12 protein-coding genes are annotated in these 16,328 nt (G+C 39.9%); 11 read left to right on the top strand and 1 reads right to left on the bottom strand.

Annotated features, from left to right (window positions below):
* A partial coding sequence (locus tag OCF95_RS09655; RefSeq protein WP_261105318.1) for a GEVED domain-containing protein occupies positions 1–7,668 on the top strand: 7,668 nt, incomplete at its 5' end.
* A 95-nt stretch (positions 7,669–7,763) separates the two neighbouring features.
* Here OCF95_RS09655 and OCF95_RS09650 read toward each other — a convergent pair.
* Complete coding sequence (locus OCF95_RS09650) at positions 7,764–7,982, bottom strand: hypothetical protein (protein ID WP_261019555.1); 219 nt, start codon at positions 7,980–7,982, stop codon at positions 7,764–7,766.
* A gap of 91 nt (positions 7,983–8,073) precedes the next feature.
* Here OCF95_RS09650 and OCF95_RS09645 point away from each other — a divergent pair, with 91 nt between their 5' ends.
* From OCF95_RS09645 to yihA, 10 genes are all read left to right on the top strand, one after another.
* Positions 8,074–8,586, top strand: a complete 513-nt coding sequence (locus tag OCF95_RS09645; RefSeq protein ID WP_001049318.1) for an adenine phosphoribosyltransferase — start codon at positions 8,074–8,076, stop codon at positions 8,584–8,586.
* 182 nt (positions 8,587–8,768) lie between these two features.
* Positions 8,769–9,713, top strand: coding sequence for a homoserine O-acetyltransferase MetA (gene metA / locus OCF95_RS09640; RefSeq protein WP_023948142.1), 945 nt, complete (start codon positions 8,769–8,771; stop codon positions 9,711–9,713).
* A gap of 8 nt (positions 9,714–9,721) precedes the next feature.
* Entirely contained in the window at positions 9,722–10,399 is a 678-nt protein-coding gene (locus tag OCF95_RS09635) for a DnaD domain-containing protein (RefSeq protein ID WP_261105317.1), read from the top strand.
* Between the two features lie 97 nt (positions 10,400–10,496).
* The gene (gene tpiA / locus OCF95_RS09630; RefSeq protein ID WP_000087893.1) at positions 10,497–11,255 is read left to right on the top strand and encodes a triose-phosphate isomerase; all 759 of its coding nucleotides are present in this window, start codon (positions 10,497–10,499) and stop codon (positions 11,253–11,255) included.
* 37 nt (positions 11,256–11,292) lie between these two features.
* The gene (lytC, locus tag OCF95_RS09625; protein WP_261105316.1) at positions 11,293–12,903 is read left to right on the top strand and encodes a choline binding-anchored murein hydrolase LytC; all 1,611 of its coding nucleotides are present in this window, start codon (positions 11,293–11,295) and stop codon (positions 12,901–12,903) included.
* Between the two features lie 232 nt (positions 12,904–13,135).
* A complete protein-coding gene (locus OCF95_RS09620) occupies positions 13,136–13,654 on the top strand; it encodes a Dps family protein (protein WP_000229882.1) in 519 nt (172 codons plus the stop codon).
* Positions 13,655–13,785: 131 nt separating this feature from the next.
* Positions 13,786–14,292: a dihydrofolate reductase gene (locus OCF95_RS09615; RefSeq protein ID WP_261105315.1), complete on the top strand. Its 507-nt coding sequence runs from the start codon at positions 13,786–13,788 to the stop codon at positions 14,290–14,292.
* Entirely contained in the window at positions 14,292–14,462 is a 171-nt protein-coding gene (locus OCF95_RS09610) for a hypothetical protein (protein WP_000442260.1), read from the top strand. The genes OCF95_RS09615 and OCF95_RS09610 overlap by 1 nt, the downstream gene beginning before the upstream one ends.
* Positions 14,463–14,498: 36 nt before the next feature.
* Positions 14,499–15,731: an ATP-dependent Clp protease ATP-binding subunit ClpX gene (gene clpX, locus OCF95_RS09605; protein ID WP_261105314.1), complete on the top strand. Its 1,233-nt coding sequence runs from the start codon at positions 14,499–14,501 to the stop codon at positions 15,729–15,731.
* An 8-nt stretch (positions 15,732–15,739) separates the two neighbouring features.
* Positions 15,740–16,327 carry a ribosome biogenesis GTP-binding protein YihA/YsxC gene (gene yihA, locus OCF95_RS09600; RefSeq protein WP_020903048.1) on the top strand — a complete coding sequence of 196 codons (588 nt, stop codon included), beginning with the start codon at positions 15,740–15,742 and terminating at the stop codon, positions 16,325–16,327.
* The last annotated feature ends 1 nt before the right edge of the window (position 16,328 follow it).

Below are 16,328 nucleotides of genomic sequence, written 5' to 3'. Positions count from 1 at the left end.
GTTCTTACTGAAACTAAGGCTCTTCTTGCTGATAAGAGTGTCACAAAAGAGCAAGTAGATGCACAATTGGAACGCCTTAACGAATCAATCCTTGCAGTCTACAACGAGTTGAAAAATGCAGGAATCGGCCGTGATGGTAAGTTCGCAGTAAACTTGGCAGATGCTCAAACAACTCCTCTTAAAGATTCATCTGAAGAAGCAGGTAAAAAATGGTTAGCAGATCGTGACTATGAGTCACTAGCAGATGTTAAAGTAAAAACAAAACTTAAAGAAATCGCGAAACTAAATGACCAAATCCAATGGATTGACTTAGGAGATACAACAGCTTGGAAAGGTTTAAAAGATAACGGACAACTTCAAGTTGGTTCAGTTTATGAAAAAGAACTAATTCCAGGTTATAAAGTTAAATTAACAGTAAAAGATCTTAAGCCATTCCATTCAACAGAGATTTATAAAAACCGTGTAGCTGGAACAGACAATGCAGCTTCTTATGAAGAAAATGCAAACAACGCTTTTAACCCAGATAATGGTGGAAGTGGTATTGGGGCTGCCCCTCAAAATAGATGGACTCAGGTTCAATCTACTGGTATTAATACTGGTACTACAGCCAAAACAACACTTTCTGGAACAAATGATGACGGAAAACCGAAAAACGGAACAGTTGCTGGGGTATTATTTGACCTAGAAGCTGAATACAATGGTAAAAAGGTAAAACCAGGGGTTGTAATGACATCTGGTGAGGAACAAGTACGTAATGAGGTAGAGATTTATACTACTAACGGTACACCATGGGAACTAGCTGGAATCGTAGGTAAAGCAGGAAAAGATACGCCATATGCACCGAACCCTAACTTCAATGGATTTGCAAGTGATAAGGGCATTGAAAAATGGCTTTCAGCGGACGTAATTAAAGCAATCAAAGCTAAACAATTCGCAACTCCAGATAGCGCAACTGGTGGATTAGGCTCACAAGTATTCGGTCCATACATTAACGCAGGGGCAAATGCTACACCAATCGTATCATCAGCTAACGTATCACAATTAGGATTCTACATCATGACTTCTGGTGCCCAATCTTCAATGATTGGTATTAAATTCTCTGACTTCGGAGATCTTCCAGAATCATATGGTATTGCTGAGCACTACTTAAAAACACAAACAACAGACTGGACAACAAAAGCTGTTCGTCAAATTCAACAACCATACTTAGGTAAAGTGAAAGCCGATATCGACTCAGCTCCAGGTACTCGTGTAATTGGTGTTGACTCAGATGATACAAAAGACACTGGAGATGAAGGTGTAGATCAACTTATCTCTCCAGATAACGTTCATCCTAATAAAGATACAGGTCGTCCAGAAGTTCAATTAGTTAAAGGACCAGATAACACATACAAAGTAAAAGTGATTGCTTCAGCAAATGGTAATGAAAAATACACAGACACTGTAGAACCAGCTTACGTTCGTGGATTTATCGACTTCAACGGAAATGGTAAATTTGATAAAGGTGAAGAATCTAATATCGCTACAGTAACAGGAAAAGACCAAGAAGTAGAACTTACATTTAAAAACACTCAAGTAGTTGATACTAGTAAAGATGTTGTAAACTTCCGTGTACGTATTGCAACTGAAGAATCTCAAATTGAAAAACCAATCGGTATTGCTTACTCAGGGGAAGTAGAAGATAACCAAATCCAAGTAATTCATCCACCTCGTGGAGATAAAGAAGAAACTACTGGTAAACAAGGTGAAACTCAATCTGTAGGTATCGAATTCAGAACACGTGCATTAGGAGACGATGCATCTGACCTAGGTTCTAACAACGGTAAAACTACATTCAACTCATATGGTAAAATTCAGTATACTGAACAAAGTAATGTAATCAGTGCTGAAACTACTAAGAAAGCTCAAGGTAGCGTTAAAATTGTTGATGGTGACAACCTAGTTGATACTCTTAAAGTTCCAGGTCAAGGTACATACACAGTAACAGAAGATAAAGTAACCTTCACTCCAGAAGCTAACTTTGTAGGTAAAGCTGACGGTATTACACTACGAGCAGTGGACTCAAATGGTCAATCTACTGGATGGACTGCATTAACAGCTCAAAACGGTCTTGAAAACATCAATGATGGTACACATTCAACGACTACAAAAACTATGGATGCTGTTTATATTCCAACAGTAACTCCAAAAGAAATCACTGCAGATCCAGAAGAATCAACAGATGTTCAAGGTAAAGAACAGAAGAAAACACCAGCATTTAAAACTGAAGGTGATTCAGCTACACCAGTAACACCAAGTGCTACTTACCCAGCTAAATTAGTAGATCCAAAAACTGGCGATAAAGTTGACTCTGTAACTGTAGATGGAGAAGGAACTTACACAATCGATCCAGCAACTGGAGAAGTTAAATTCCAACCACTTCCAACATTCACAGGAACAGCTTCAGGTGTTGACGTAACATTAACAGCACCAGTAGGTCAAGATAAAGATGGTCAACCAGTAACAGCGACAGCTACTACAAAATACACTCCAACAGTAACTGCTGTAGAACCAACAGCTAAACCAGCTGACTCTGCAGGAGTACAAGGTGAAACTCAAAAAGGAACTCCTACATTCACAGCAGGAAATGCAGAAGTACCAATTAAAGAAAACTCTGTAAAACTATTAAATCCAGATGGAACAGAAGCAACTGGCCCAGTAGATGCTTTAGATGAAAAAGGTAATAAAGTAGGGGAATACACAGTAAACCCAGCTACAGGTGAAGTAACATTCACACCAACTGATAAATCATATACTGGTAAAGTAACACCAGCTAAAGTTCAAGCTGAAGATAAAAATGGAAGCAAAGTAAACACTACTTACACTCCACACATCGTAGGTGTAACACCAAGTGCAACACCAGCAGAATCTTCAGGTATCCAAGGACAACCACAAGATGGAACTGTATCATTTGCACCTGGTGAAACAACAGTAGAAGGTGAGAAAAAATCAGTACCAATTAAAGCTAACTCAGCGGTTCTTCTTGATAAAGAAGGTAACCCAGTAGCGCCTGGCACTCCAGTAGATGCTTTGGATCCAGAAGGAAACAAAGTAGGGGAATACACAATTGACCCAGCTACTAACAAAGTAACATTCACACCAACGAATAAAGAATACAAAGGTAAAGTACAACCAGCTAAAGTACAAGCAGAAGACGAAAATGGAACAAAAGTTTCAACAACTTACACTCCATCTATCGTAGGTGTCACACCAACTGCTTCACCAGCTGAAACAACTGATGCACAAGGTGTTGAACAATCGAAAGAAGTAACCTTCAAACCTGGTAAAGCAACTGTTAACGGTGTCGAAAAAGAAGTACCACTTGATCCTAACTCATTCACATTATTAGGTGAAGATGGACAACCAGCTACATCAGTACCAGCTAAAAACCCAGCAGGAGATGTTATCGGTACATACACACTTAAAGTTGTAGACGGTAAAGCAACTGCAGTATTTACACCAACTGATAAAACATATGCAGGTGAAGTTGAACCAGTTACTATCCAAGCTAAAGACACAAATGGAACTCCAGTAACAACAACTTATACTCCAAATATCACTCCAGTTGAGCCTACAGGAACTCCAAAATCTACTGAAGGTGCACAAGGACAACCTCAAGAAGGAACTCCAACATTCACACCAGGTGATGCTAAAGTTCCTATGAAGATCGATGCTGAACAACCAGCTAAATTAATCGATCCAGAAACAGGTGAGCCAACCGACAAAACAACAATTCCAGCGAAAGACGCTAACGGAAAAGAAGTTGGTACATACACAATCGATCCAACAACAGGTAAAGTAACATTCACACCAAATAAAGACTTTACGGGTAATCCAGTACCAGCAACAGTTCAAGCCAAAGATGCGAATGGAACTCCAACAACAGCTACTTACTCACCAACTGTTAAACCAGTAACACCAAAAGGTGTAGATACATTCACAAAAGATATCCAAGGAGCGACACAAAAAGGAACTCCTGAATTCAAACCTGGTAAAGCTACAATTGATGGAAAAGAAGTAGAAGTTCCTATCGATACTAAAGAGCCAGCTAAACTAATCGATCCTAAAACTGGTCAACCAGTAGACTCAGTAACAATTGATGGAGAAGGAACTTACACAGTAGATCCAGAAACTGGTGAGGTAACATTTAAGCCAGATCCTCAATTCACAGGAAAAGGAACACCAATCAAAGTTCAACGTAAAGATACAAACGGAACACCTGTAACAGCTGACTATACAGCGGTAGTAGTTCCTGCAGACCCAGACGGAGACCATGTGGCAACTGCGGATATCCAAGGTGCAGAACAAAGTGGAACACCGCAATTCCATGGTGGTAAAGCGAGAATTGGTAATGAAGAAAAAGAAGTACCTATCGATGAAAATGTACCTGCCAAACTAATTGATCCAACTACAGGACAAGAAGTTGATGAAGTTGTTGTTCCAGGAGAAGGAAAATATAAAGTTAATCCTAAAACAGGAGAAATAACATTTACTCCAGAACCACAATTTGTAGGAAAAGCTAAAGGTGTAACCGTACAACGTAGAGATACAAATGGAACACCAGCAACTGGTACATTTACACCAACGGTGGTAGGAACTTCTCCAAAAGCAGAACCAGCTAACTCTAGTGACATTCAAGGTCAAACACAAGAAGAACCAGTTAAATTCACAGGTGGATCAGCGGTTGTTAAAGATCCTGTAACAGGAGCTAAAACAGAAAAATCTGTAGATATCAATCCAGATACTTACACATTATTAGATGAAAAAGGACAACCAGCAGATTCAGTACCAGCTAAAGATCCAGAAGGAAATGTAATTGGTACGTATACACTTAAAAAAGAACCTGGTAAAGATCCAGTTGCAGTATTCACTCCAACAGACAAAACTTACTCAGGACCAGTTAAACCAGTAACAGTTCAAGCGCAAGATACAAATGGAACTCCTGTAACAACAACTTACACTCCAAATATCACGCCTGTTAAACCAACTGCGAAAGGAACAACTTCTGAAGGTGCGCAAGGTCAAGAGCAAAGTGGAACTCCAACATTCACTGAAGGAAACACTAAAACTCCAATTGACCCAACTGTACCAGCTAAATTAATCGATCCAGAAACTGGTGAACCAACTGATGAAACTTCAGTAGAAGTACCAGGAGAAGGAACTTACACAATCAACCCAGAAACTGGTGAAGTAACATTCAAACCAGAACCAAACTTCACAGGTAAAGCACAAGGTATTGAAGTTCAACGTAAAGATACAAACGGAACTCCAGCTACAGCTAAGTACACACCAACAGTTAAACCAGTTACTCCAACATCAGATGATGTAGTATCTGAAGATGTTCAAGGTGCTAAACAAACTGGAACTCCAGTATTTACACCAGGTACAACAACAGTTAATGGTCAAAAAGTAACTGTAGAAATCGATGAAACTGTTAAACCAACATTTGACGATGGAACAACAGAGAAGAAAGTACCAGGAGAAGGAACTTACACTATCGATGAAAAAGGTGTAGTGACATTCACTCCAGAACCACAATTTACAGGTAAAGCTAGTGGTGTAACAGTTAAACGTCTTGACAAAAATGGAACAGAAGTAACTGCGAAATACACACCAACAGTTAAACCAGTAACACCAACTGCTGACGGTGTAACTACAACTGATGTTCAAGGTGCAACTCAAAAAGGAAAACCAGAATTCGAAGCAGGTAAAACAACAGTTAACGGTGTAGAAAAAACTGTAGAACTTGATGATACTAAACCAGCTACATTCGAAGATGGTTCAACTACGAAAGAAGTGCCAGGAGAAGGAACTTACACAGTAGCTCCAGACGGAACTGTAACATTCACTCCAAATAAAGACTTCACAGGTCAAGCTAAAGGTGTAACAGTTAAACGTGTTGACAAAAATGGAACACCAGTAACAGCTACTTACACTCCAGTAGTGTTACCAGTAACGCCAGCAGGTAAAGACGTAACATCAATCGGTGAAAAAGGACAACCTCAATCTGAGACTCCAGTATTCACACCAGGAACTACTAAAGTAAACGGTAAAACTGTAACAGTACCAATCGATGAAAAAGTAGCTCCAACATTTGATGATGGAACAACTGAGAAGAAAGTACCAGGCGAAGGAACTTACACAATCGATAAGAACGGTAAAGTAACCTTCACTCCAGAAAAAGACTTCGTAGGAAAAGCTAAAGGTGTAACAGTTAAACGTGTTGACGAAAACGGAACACCAGTAACAGCTAAATACATACCAACAGTATTAGGTAAAACAACTACAGAAAACGTAGTATCTGAAGGTGCTAAAGGACAACCTCAATCTAATACTCCAGTATTCAAAGGTGATGTTGACACTACAGTAGCTCCAACGTTTAAAGATGGATCAACAACTAAAGAGGTACCAGGAGAAGGAACTTACACAATCGATAAAGATGGTAAAGTAACCTTCACTCCAGAACCAAACTTCGTAGGAAAAGCTACTCCAGTTAAAGTGGTACGTAAGGACAAGAATGGTAAAACAATCAAAGCTTCTTACACTCCAACAGTTCGTCCTGACACTAAATTTGTAGTAGTAGGGAAAGACGGTAAAGAAACTGAACTAATCCCATCTAAAGATGGTAAGAACCCATCAGAAACTATTCCAGGCTACAAACTTGTTAAGACTGAAACGGATGATAAAGGGAATACTAAGCACATCTACGAGCCAGTAACAACTAAACACGTAGATAAGAATGGTAACCCAATTCCAGGAACAACAACAGAAGAAGGAACAAAAGATCCTAAGAAGATTCCAGGATACAAAGTAGTTGAAACTAAGAAACTTCCAAATGGAGATACAGAATATGTATACGAAAAAGTAACGACATCATTCGTAGATACTGACGGACACGAAATCGAGGGAACTACAACTGAGGAAGGATCAACTCCTAAGAAAGATATCCCAGGATACAAATTCGTAGAGACTAGAACTACTGAAGATGGAAATACAGAACATGTATACGAAAAAGTAACTACAACATTCAAAGATAAAGATGGAAATGTAATTCCAGGAAATCCAACTGAAGATGGTGAACAACCTAAGAAAGATATTCCAGGATACCGCTTCGTAGAAACTAAGAAACTTCCAAATGGCGATATCGAACATGTCTACGAAAAAGTAACACAACCAGCTCCAACACCTTCACCTGTTCCTCAACCAAATCCAGGTAAACAAAATACAACTATTTGGACTGATGAGAATGGAAATCCATTGAAACCAACTGAGCCAGGTTCTAAAGAACCAGGAACAATTCCAGGTTACGAATATGTGAAGACTGTAACGGATCCAGCTGGAACTATCAAGCATATCTTCAGAAAAGTTGAAATGCCAACTCCAGTTGATCCAAGTCAACCAGTACAACCAGTTGAGCCAGCTACTCCAGCAATGCCTGAACAGCCAGCTAAACCTCAAGTACCGGCTACTCCAGCACAACCAGCACAACCAACAGCAGTCAAAGAAGCTGAAGGTAAGCGTGAATTGCCAAATACTGGTACAGAAGACCATGCTAACCTTGCAGCACTTGGACTTCTCGGAGTATTGAGTGGATTTGGTCTTGTAGCTCGCAAGAAGAAAGAAGACTAAGCTTTCTGATTGATATGATTTGTTTGTAATGAACATATCATCCCTAAAGCTGATGAATCGAATGATTCATCAGCTTTTTGCTGTTGTTACCAGAGTTACAAAGTGGAAATAGAAATCAGGCTCTTATACTCTTCGAGAATCTTTTCAAACCACGTCAGCTTCGCCTTGTCGTAAGTATGGTTACTGACTTCGTCAGTCTTATCTGCAACCTCAAAACAGTGTTTTGAGCTGACTTCGTCAGTTCTATCCACAACCTCAAAACACTGTTTTGAGCAACCTACGGTTAACTTCCTAGTTTGCTCTTTGATTTTCATTGAGTATCAGTTGGGGAATATTGGTTATACTTTCTTCTTTTTGAGAAAATATGGTATAATAGAGAGTAAAAACTTTGAAAGAAAGAAAAAGATGAATTTAAAAGATTACATTGCAACAATTGAAAATTATCCAAAGGAAGGAATTACCTTCCGCGATATCAGTCCTTTGATGGCTGATGGGAATGCTTATAGCTACGCTGTTCGTGAAATCGTTCAGTATGCTACTGATAAGAAAATCGACATGATTGTAGGTCCTGAGGCTCGTGGTTTTATCGTAGGCTGTCCAGTTGCCTTTGAGTTGGGAATTGGTTTTGCACCTGTTCGTAAACCAGGTAAATTGCCACGCGAAGTCATTTCTGCTGACTATGAAAAAGAGTACGGTGTTGATACCTTGACTATGCATGCTGACGCTATCAAGCCAGGTCAACGAGTTCTTATCGTGGATGACCTCTTGGCAACAGGTGGAACTGTTAAGGCAACTATCGAGATGATTGAAAAACTTGGTGGTGTTGTAGCAGGTTGTGCTTTCCTTGTTGAATTGGATGAATTGAACGGCCGTGAAAAAATCGGTGACTACGATTACAAAGTTCTTATGCATTATTAATGAAAAACAGTCCCTAGGGCTGTTTTCTCTACATTAGGATATAAAAATAGACTATAGCTAGTTAGAGAAAAAGTATAATTGAAAACTATATCTTCTTGCAGTATAATAAAAGGACTAAGTGTTTGAGATTTGACTTCAAACATATGCAATGATTCCTGAAAGAATACAGTTAGGAGAAGGTTATGCCGATTCGAATTGATAAAAAATTACCAGCTGTTGAGATTTTACGGATAGAGAATATCTTTGTCATGGATGATCAACGTGCTGCCCACCAAGATATTCGTCCCTTGAAGATTTTGATCTTAAATCTCATGCCTAAAAAAATGGTGACAGAGACCCAGTTGTTGCGCCATTTGGCTAATACACCCCTGCAACTGGATATTGATTTTCTCTATATGGAAAGCCACCGTTCTAAGACAACTCGTTCAGAGCACATGGAGACCTTCTATAAAACTTTTCCTGAAGTTAAGGACGAGTATTTTGATGGGATGATTATCACGGGTGCTCCAGTTGAGCATTTACCATTTGAGGAAGTGGACTATTGGGAGGAATTCAGTCAGGTAATCGAGTGGTCCAAGACCCATGTCTATTCGACCCTTCATATCTGTTGGGGTGCTCAGGCGGGACTCTATCTGCGTTATGGAGTGGAAAAATACCAGATGGACAGTAAGTTATCGGGTATCTATCCTCAGGACACCTTAAAGGAAGGTCACCTTCTCTTTAGAGGCTTTGACGATAGCTATGTATCCCCTCATTCACGGCACACGGAGATTTCTAAGGAAGAAGTCTTAAACAAAACCAATCTCGAGATTTTATCAGAGGGTCCTCAGGTTGGAGTTTCGATTTTGGCTAGTCGTGATTTACGAGAAATTTATAGTTTTGGGCATTTGGAATATGATCGTGATACCTTGGCAAATGAATATTTCCGAGATCGTGATGCAGGTCTAGATCCACATATTCCAGAAAATTACTTTAAGGATGACGATGTCAACCAGACACCTTGTCTTTGTTGGTCTTCATCAGCAGCCCTCTTTTTCAGTAACTGGGTGAACTATGCCGTCTATCAGGAAACCCCTTTTGACTGGAGAAAAATAGAAGATGATGCTTCTGCATTTGGGTATTTATAAGAGGAATTATGACATATTTAGACGCTTTTAAATCAGGGAACTTGGTTTTACCGAGTGCCCTGCTCTTGCATTTTAAGGAACTCTTTCCTTCTAGCGACGATTTTCTGGTCTGGCAATTTTTCTATTTGCAAAATACGACAGGCTTAGAAGAAATGTCCCCAAGCCAGATTGCTGAAAGGATTGGCAAGGAAATTTCGGAAGTCAATCAGGCTATTTCCAATTTGACGGAGAGGGGACTGCTTCAGTATCGAACCATCGAATTGAATGGTGAAATCGAATTGCTTTTTGATGCTAGTTTGGCATTGGAACGTTTGGATGACCTGCTTGGAGCAGTTCATTCAAGTTCAGAGCAGTTGACACCTCAAAATCAACTTAAGGATTTGGTGGAAACCTTCCAGCAGGAGTTGGGGCGCTTATTGACCCCTTTTGAGATTGAGGATTTGACCAAGACTCTTAAGGAAGATGGAACCAGTGCTGACTTGATTAAGGAAGCTCTTCGTGAAGCGATTTTGAATGGAAAACCAAACTGGAAGTACATTCAGGCGATTTTGAGAAATTGGCGCCATGAAGGCATCAAAAGTGTGACCCAAATAGAGGCCAAGCGGGCAGAGAGAGAAGCAAGCAATCCTCAGTTGACACAGGTATCTGCAGATTTTAGAAATGCTATGGATCTTTGGAAGGATTAATCGTTGGAAGCAGGCTTGAAATCCGAGTAAGATTTGCAAGCTGTGTCTAATTGTGATAAAATAAATAGAAAATAAATTGAAAAAAGAGGTATGTGAAATGTCACGTAAACCATTTATCGCTGGTAACTGGAAAATGAACAAAAATCCAGAAGAAGCTAAAGCATTTGTTGAAGCAGTTGCATCAAAACTTCCTTCATCAGATCTTGTTGAAGCAGGTATCGCAGCTCCAGCTCTTGATTTGACAACTGTTCTTGCTGCTGCAAAAGGTTCAAACCTTAAAGTTGCTGCTCAAAACTGCTACTTTGAAAATGCAGGTGCTTTCACTGGTGAAACAAGCCCACAAGTTTTGAAAGAAATCGGTACTGATTACGTTGTTATCGGTCACTCAGAACGCCGTGACTACTTCCATGAAACTGACGAAGATATCAACAAAAAAGCAAAAGCAATCTTTGCGAACGGTATGCTTCCAATCATCTGTTGTGGTGAGTCACTTGAAACTTACGAAGCTGGTAAAGCTGCTGAATTTGTAGGTGCTCAAGTATCTGCTGCATTGGCTGGATTGACTGCTGAACAAGTTGCTGCATCAGTTATCGCTTATGAGCCAATCTGGGCTATCGGTACTGGTAAATCAGCTTCACAAGACGACGCACAAAAAATGTGTAAAGTTGTTCGTGACGTTGTAGCTGCTGACTTTGGTCAAGAAGTTGCGGACAAAGTTCGTGTTCAATACGGTGGTTCTGTTAAACCTGAAAACGTTGCTTCATACATGGCTTGCCCAGACGTTGACGGTGCCCTTGTTGGTGGTGCGTCACTTGAAGCAGAAAGCTTCTTGGCTTTGCTTGACTTTGTAAAATAATTAGTAAGTAGCAAAAGCTAGGTGGAACAGCATTGATATGTCTGTTCCATTTTTTATAGGAGATGAAAGATTGAAAACAAAGATTGGAAAAATTGGATTAGCAAGTGCCTTTTTGCTTGGATTGATAGTTAATCAGGTGGCTGCAAATGAAGCTGAAGCGAAAGCATCTTCGGAAGAAAGCAGTGTTCAAGCTTCTGCTAGCAAGGTAGAAGAAAAGAAACCAGAAACGACTACAAGTCAAAAAGAAGAAGAGAAAAAGGTTGAGACTTCTTCTAGTCAGCGTCCAGAGAAAAAGGAAGAAGTAAAAGAGACGCGAGCTAGTAGTCAGAAAGAAGAAAGTAAGCCAAATTCAACATCAGCACATTGGGAAGGTGACTTCTATGTAAAAGCAGATGGTTCAAAAGCTAAGAGTGAATGGATTTTCGATACTAGCTACAATAGTTGGTTCTATATAAAAGCAGATGGTCGTTATGCCCAAAAAGAATGGCATGGAAACTACTACCTCAAAGCAGGTGGATACATGGCTAAAAATGAATGGGTTTACGATAACAATTATAAGAGCTGGTTCTACCTCAAGGCAGATGGTTCTTATGCAGAACAAGAATGGCAGAAAATCAATGGCAAATGGTACTATTTTAAGAAGTGGGGCTATATGGCTAAAAGTCAGTGGCAAGGAAATTATTTCTTGAATGGTCAAGGTGCCATGATGCAAAACGAATGGCTTTACGATAATCATTATAAGAGTTGGTTCTATCTTAAGGCAGATGGTTCTTATGCTAATGAACAGTGGCAAAAGATTGATGGCAAGTGGTATTATTTCAAGAAGTGGGGCTATATGGCTCAAGATGAGTGGCATGGAAACTACTATCTTACTGAAAGTGGTGTCATGGCAACAGGTGAGTTAATCATGGACGATACTCGTTATACTTTTGCTGATTCAGGGGAACTGAAAGAAAAGAAAGCCTTGAATGTTGGTTGGGTTTATCGAAATGGACACCGTTATTTCTTTAACCATCGTGAAGAACAGGTCGGAACTGACCGTGCTAAGAAGGTTATTGATGTCAGTGAGCATAATGGCCGCATTAGTGATTGGAAAAAGGTTATCCAGGAAAATGGAGTTGATGGTGTTATTGTGCGCTTAGGATACAGCGGTGTAGAAGATAAGGAATTGGCACATAATATTCAAGAATTTAATCGACTAGGTATTCCTTATGGTGTTTATCTTTATACCTATGCAGAAAATGAAACAGATGCTGAGAATGATGCCAAACAGACTATTGAACTCTTGAAGAAATACAAGATGAACTTATCTTATCCAATCTACTATGATGTTGAAAACTGGGAGTATGAAAATAAATCTAAGAAAGCTCCAGCAGATACAGACACTTGGGTTAAAATTATCAATAAGTATATGGAAACCATGAAGCATGCTGGTTACCAAAACGTGAAAGTTTATAGCTATCGTCAACTTTTGCAAACTCGTTTGAATCATCCAAATATTTTACAACATGTAAACTGGGTTGCAGCTTATACGGATGCGCTTGATTGGAACAATCCTCATTATTCAGGAGAAAAAGGATGGCAATATACTTCATCTGACTCTCTTAAAGGGATACGAGGACAGGTTGATGTCAGTGTCTGGTATTAAGATGTAAAATGAGAAAAGAGCCTACAAATTGTATACTCTTTTTCTTTATTTTATAGCTGTTAAGAGAGTTTGAAAGTGACTAGGTTTTATTCTAAAAAAATCTTAAATTATCAGTCTATTGCAACTTTTCTCATGTGAGTCATTTGGCTTGCTATTGGTTTTCCTTAGTAGTATACTAAGGTAGTAATCATTAAGAAGTGGTTACAAATAATAATGAATGAGGTAAAATAAAATGGTAGAATTGAAAAAAGAAGCAGTAAAAGACGTAACATCATTAACAAAAGCAGCGCCAGTAGCATTGGCAAAAACAAAGGAAGTATTGAACCAAGCTGTTGCTGATTTGTATGTAGCTCACGTTGCTTTGCACCAAGTGCACTGGTACATGCGTGGTCGTGGTTTCCTTGTATGGCATCCAAAAATGGATGAGTATATGGAAGCTCTTGATGGTCAATTGGATGAAATCAGTGAGCGTTTGATCACACTTGGTGGTAGCCCATTCTCTACATTGACAGAATTCCTTCAAAACAGTGAAATCGAAGAAGAAGCTGGTGAATACCGTAATGTTGAAGAAAGCTTGGAACGTGTCCTTGCTATCTACCGTTACTTGTCAGAACTCTTCCAAAAAGGTTTGGATGTTACTGATGAAGAAGGTGACGATGTGACAAACGGTATCTTTACAGATGCTAAAACTGAAACTGATAAAACAATCTGGATGCTTGCCGCAGAACTTGGACAAGCACCTGGTTTGTAAGAAATAGAATAATCATATAAAAATCTGTAGGATGCCTCTTACAGATTTTTTTCTATTCTGTAAGCTATTCCAAACCAGTCTTTTTTTGAGTTTTTTGATAAAATAGTACTATCAGTGAAAAGGATGGAAGCATGACTAAGAAAATTGTAGCTATTTGGGCCCAGGATGAAGAGGGTGTGATTGGGAAGGACAATCGTCTGCCTTGGTATTTGCCAGCAGAATTGCAACACTTTAAAGAAACAACTCTGAATCATGCTATCTTGATGGGGCGCGTGACCTTTGATGGGATGGGGCGTCGCTTGCTTCCAAAACGGGAGACCTTGATTTTGACACGTAATTCAGAAGAAAAGATAGACGGGGTTACTATTTTTTATGATGTCCAGTCTGTCTTGGACTGGTATCAGGCTCAAGAAAACAATCTCTATATTATTGGTGGAAAGCAGATTTTTCAGGCTTTTGAACCCTACCTTGATGAAGTGATTGTGACTCAAATTCATGCTCGGGTGGAGGGAGATACTTATTTCCCTGAAGAGTTTGACTTGTCCCTTTTTGAGACGGTTTCAAGCAAATCTTATACCAAAGATGAGAAGAATCCTTATGATTTTACCATCCAATACCGCAAGAGAAAGGAAGTCTAATGGAACGTAGTATATTTGGTTTTTTCACAGCCATGCTGTGTTTGGTCTGCTTGCTTGCAGGAGCACAGGCTTTTCGTAAAAAGCGCTATGGACTTTCTGTCCTGCTCTGGTTAAATGCCTTTACCAATTTGGTCAATAGTATCCATGCTTTTTACATGACCTTATTTTAGATAGAATGACAGTATAGAATAGAACGGAAGGAAATCATGCCTACAAATAGGAATAATGATATGATGGTTTATTGCTCATTTTGGGGCAAAAGCCAAGAAGAAGTACAAAAAATAATCGCTGGCAACAATGCCTTTATCTGTAATGAATGTGTGGAGTTGGCCCAGGAAATCATTCGTGAGGAGTTGGCGGAAGAAGTCTTGGCAGACTTGTCTGAGGTACCAAAACCAATTGAACTCCTCCATATCTTGAACCACTATGTAATTGGTCAAGATCGTGCCAAGCGTGCCTTGGCAGTGGCGGTTTACAACCACTACAAACGTATCAATTTTCACGATACGCGAGAAGAGTCAGAAGATGTAGATTTGCAGAAGTCAAACATCTTGATGATTGGCCCAACTGGTTCAGGGAAAACTTTCCTTGCTCAGACCTTGGCTAAGAGCTTGAATGTACCTTTTGCGATTGCGGATGCAACAGCTCTTACTGAGGCTGGTTATGTGGGTGAGGACGTGGAAAATATCCTCCTCAAACTATTGCAGGCTGCTGACTTTAACATTGAACGTGCAGAGCGTGGCATTATCTATGTGGATGAAATTGACAAGATTGCTAAGAAGAGCGAGAACGTATCGATCACACGTGACGTTTCTGGTGAAGGGGTGCAACAAGCCCTTCTTAAGATTATCGAGGGAACAGTTGCCAGCGTACCGCCTCAAGGTGGACGTAAACATCCACAACAAGAGATGATTCAAGTGGATACTAAAAATATCCTCTTCATCGTGGGTGGTGCCTTTGATGGTATTGAAGAAATCGTCAAACAACGTCTGGGTGAAAAGGTTATCGGATTTGGTCAAAACAATAAAGCGATTGATGAAAACAGCTCTTACATGCAAGAAATCATCGCAGAAGATATTCAAAAATTTGGTATTATCCCTGAGTTGATTGGACGTTTGCCTGTCTTTGCTGCTCTTGAGCAATTGACGGTTGATGACTTGGTTCGTATCTTGAAAGAGCCAAGAAATGCCTTGGTTAAACAATATCAAACCTTGCTTTCTTATGATGATGTCGAGTTGGAATTTGACGACGAAGCCCTTCAAGAAATCGCCAATAAGGCCATCGAACGGAAGACAGGTGCGCGTGGTCTTCGCTCAATTATTGAAGAAACCATGCTAGACGTCATGTTTGAAGTACCGAGTCAGGAAAATGTGAAATTGGTTCGCATCACAAAAGAAGCTGTCGATGGAACGGATAAACCAATCTTGGAAACAGCCTAGAGGTGACTATGGAAATCAATACACACAATGCTGAAATCTTGCTCAGTGCGGCGAATAAATCCCACTACCCACAGGATGAACTGCCAGAGATTGCCCTAGCAGGGCGTTCAAATGTTGGCAAGTCTAGCTTTATCAACACCATGCTGAACCGCAAGAATCTAGCCCGAACATCAGGTAAACCTGGTAAAACCCAGCTTCTCAACTTCTTTAATATCGATGATAAGATGCGCTTTGTGGATGTGCCTGGTTATGGCTATGCCCGTGTTTCTAAAAAGGAACGTGAAAAGTGGGGGAGCATGATTGAGGAGTACCTAACGACTCGGGAAAATCTCCGTGCAGTGGTCAGTCTAGTTGACCTTCGTCATGACCCGTCAGCAGATGATGTGCAGATGTACGAATTTCTTAAGTATTATGAGATTCCAGTCATCATTGTGGCGACCAAGGCAGACAAGATTCCACGTGGTAAATGGAACAAGCACGAATCAGCAATCAAAAAGAAATTAAACTTTGACCCAAGTGACGACTTTATCCTCTTTTCATCTGTCAGCAAGGCAGGGATGGATGAAGCTTGGGATGCAATCTTAGAAAAATTGTGAG

The organism is Streptococcus mitis (genome assembly GCF_946188615.1).
Lineage (GTDB): Bacteria > Bacillota > Bacilli > Lactobacillales > Streptococcaceae > Streptococcus > Streptococcus mitis_BZ.
Note: the sequence above shows the minus strand (reverse complement) of the source record. Positions and strands in the feature narration are given on the sequence as shown.

Excerpts from the sequence above, each read along its gene's own strand:
- OCF95_RS09650 (WP_261019555.1), bottom strand. The coding sequence starts at position 7,982 with ATGAAAATCAAAGAGCAAACTAGGAAGTTAACCGTAGGTTGCTCAAAA.
- OCF95_RS09645 (WP_001049318.1), top strand. The coding sequence starts at position 8,074 with ATGAATTTAAAAGATTACATTGCAACAATTGAAAATTATCCAAAGGAA.
- metA (WP_023948142.1), top strand. The coding sequence starts at position 8,769 with ATGCCGATTCGAATTGATAAAAAATTACCAGCTGTTGAGATTTTACGG.
- OCF95_RS09635 (WP_261105317.1), top strand. The coding sequence starts at position 9,722 with ATGACATATTTAGACGCTTTTAAATCAGGGAACTTGGTTTTACCGAGT.
- tpiA (WP_000087893.1), top strand. The coding sequence starts at position 10,497 with ATGTCACGTAAACCATTTATCGCTGGTAACTGGAAAATGAACAAAAAT.
- lytC (WP_261105316.1), top strand. The coding sequence starts at position 11,293 with ATGTCTGTTCCATTTTTTATAGGAGATGAAAGATTGAAAACAAAGATT.
- OCF95_RS09620 (WP_000229882.1), top strand. The coding sequence starts at position 13,136 with ATGGTAGAATTGAAAAAAGAAGCAGTAAAAGACGTAACATCATTAACA.
- OCF95_RS09615 (WP_261105315.1), top strand. The coding sequence starts at position 13,786 with ATGACTAAGAAAATTGTAGCTATTTGGGCCCAGGATGAAGAGGGTGTG.
- OCF95_RS09610 (WP_000442260.1), top strand. The coding sequence starts at position 14,292 with ATGGAACGTAGTATATTTGGTTTTTTCACAGCCATGCTGTGTTTGGTC.
- clpX (WP_261105314.1), top strand. The coding sequence starts at position 14,499 with ATGCCTACAAATAGGAATAATGATATGATGGTTTATTGCTCATTTTGG.
- yihA (WP_020903048.1), top strand. The coding sequence starts at position 15,740 with ATGGAAATCAATACACACAATGCTGAAATCTTGCTCAGTGCGGCGAAT.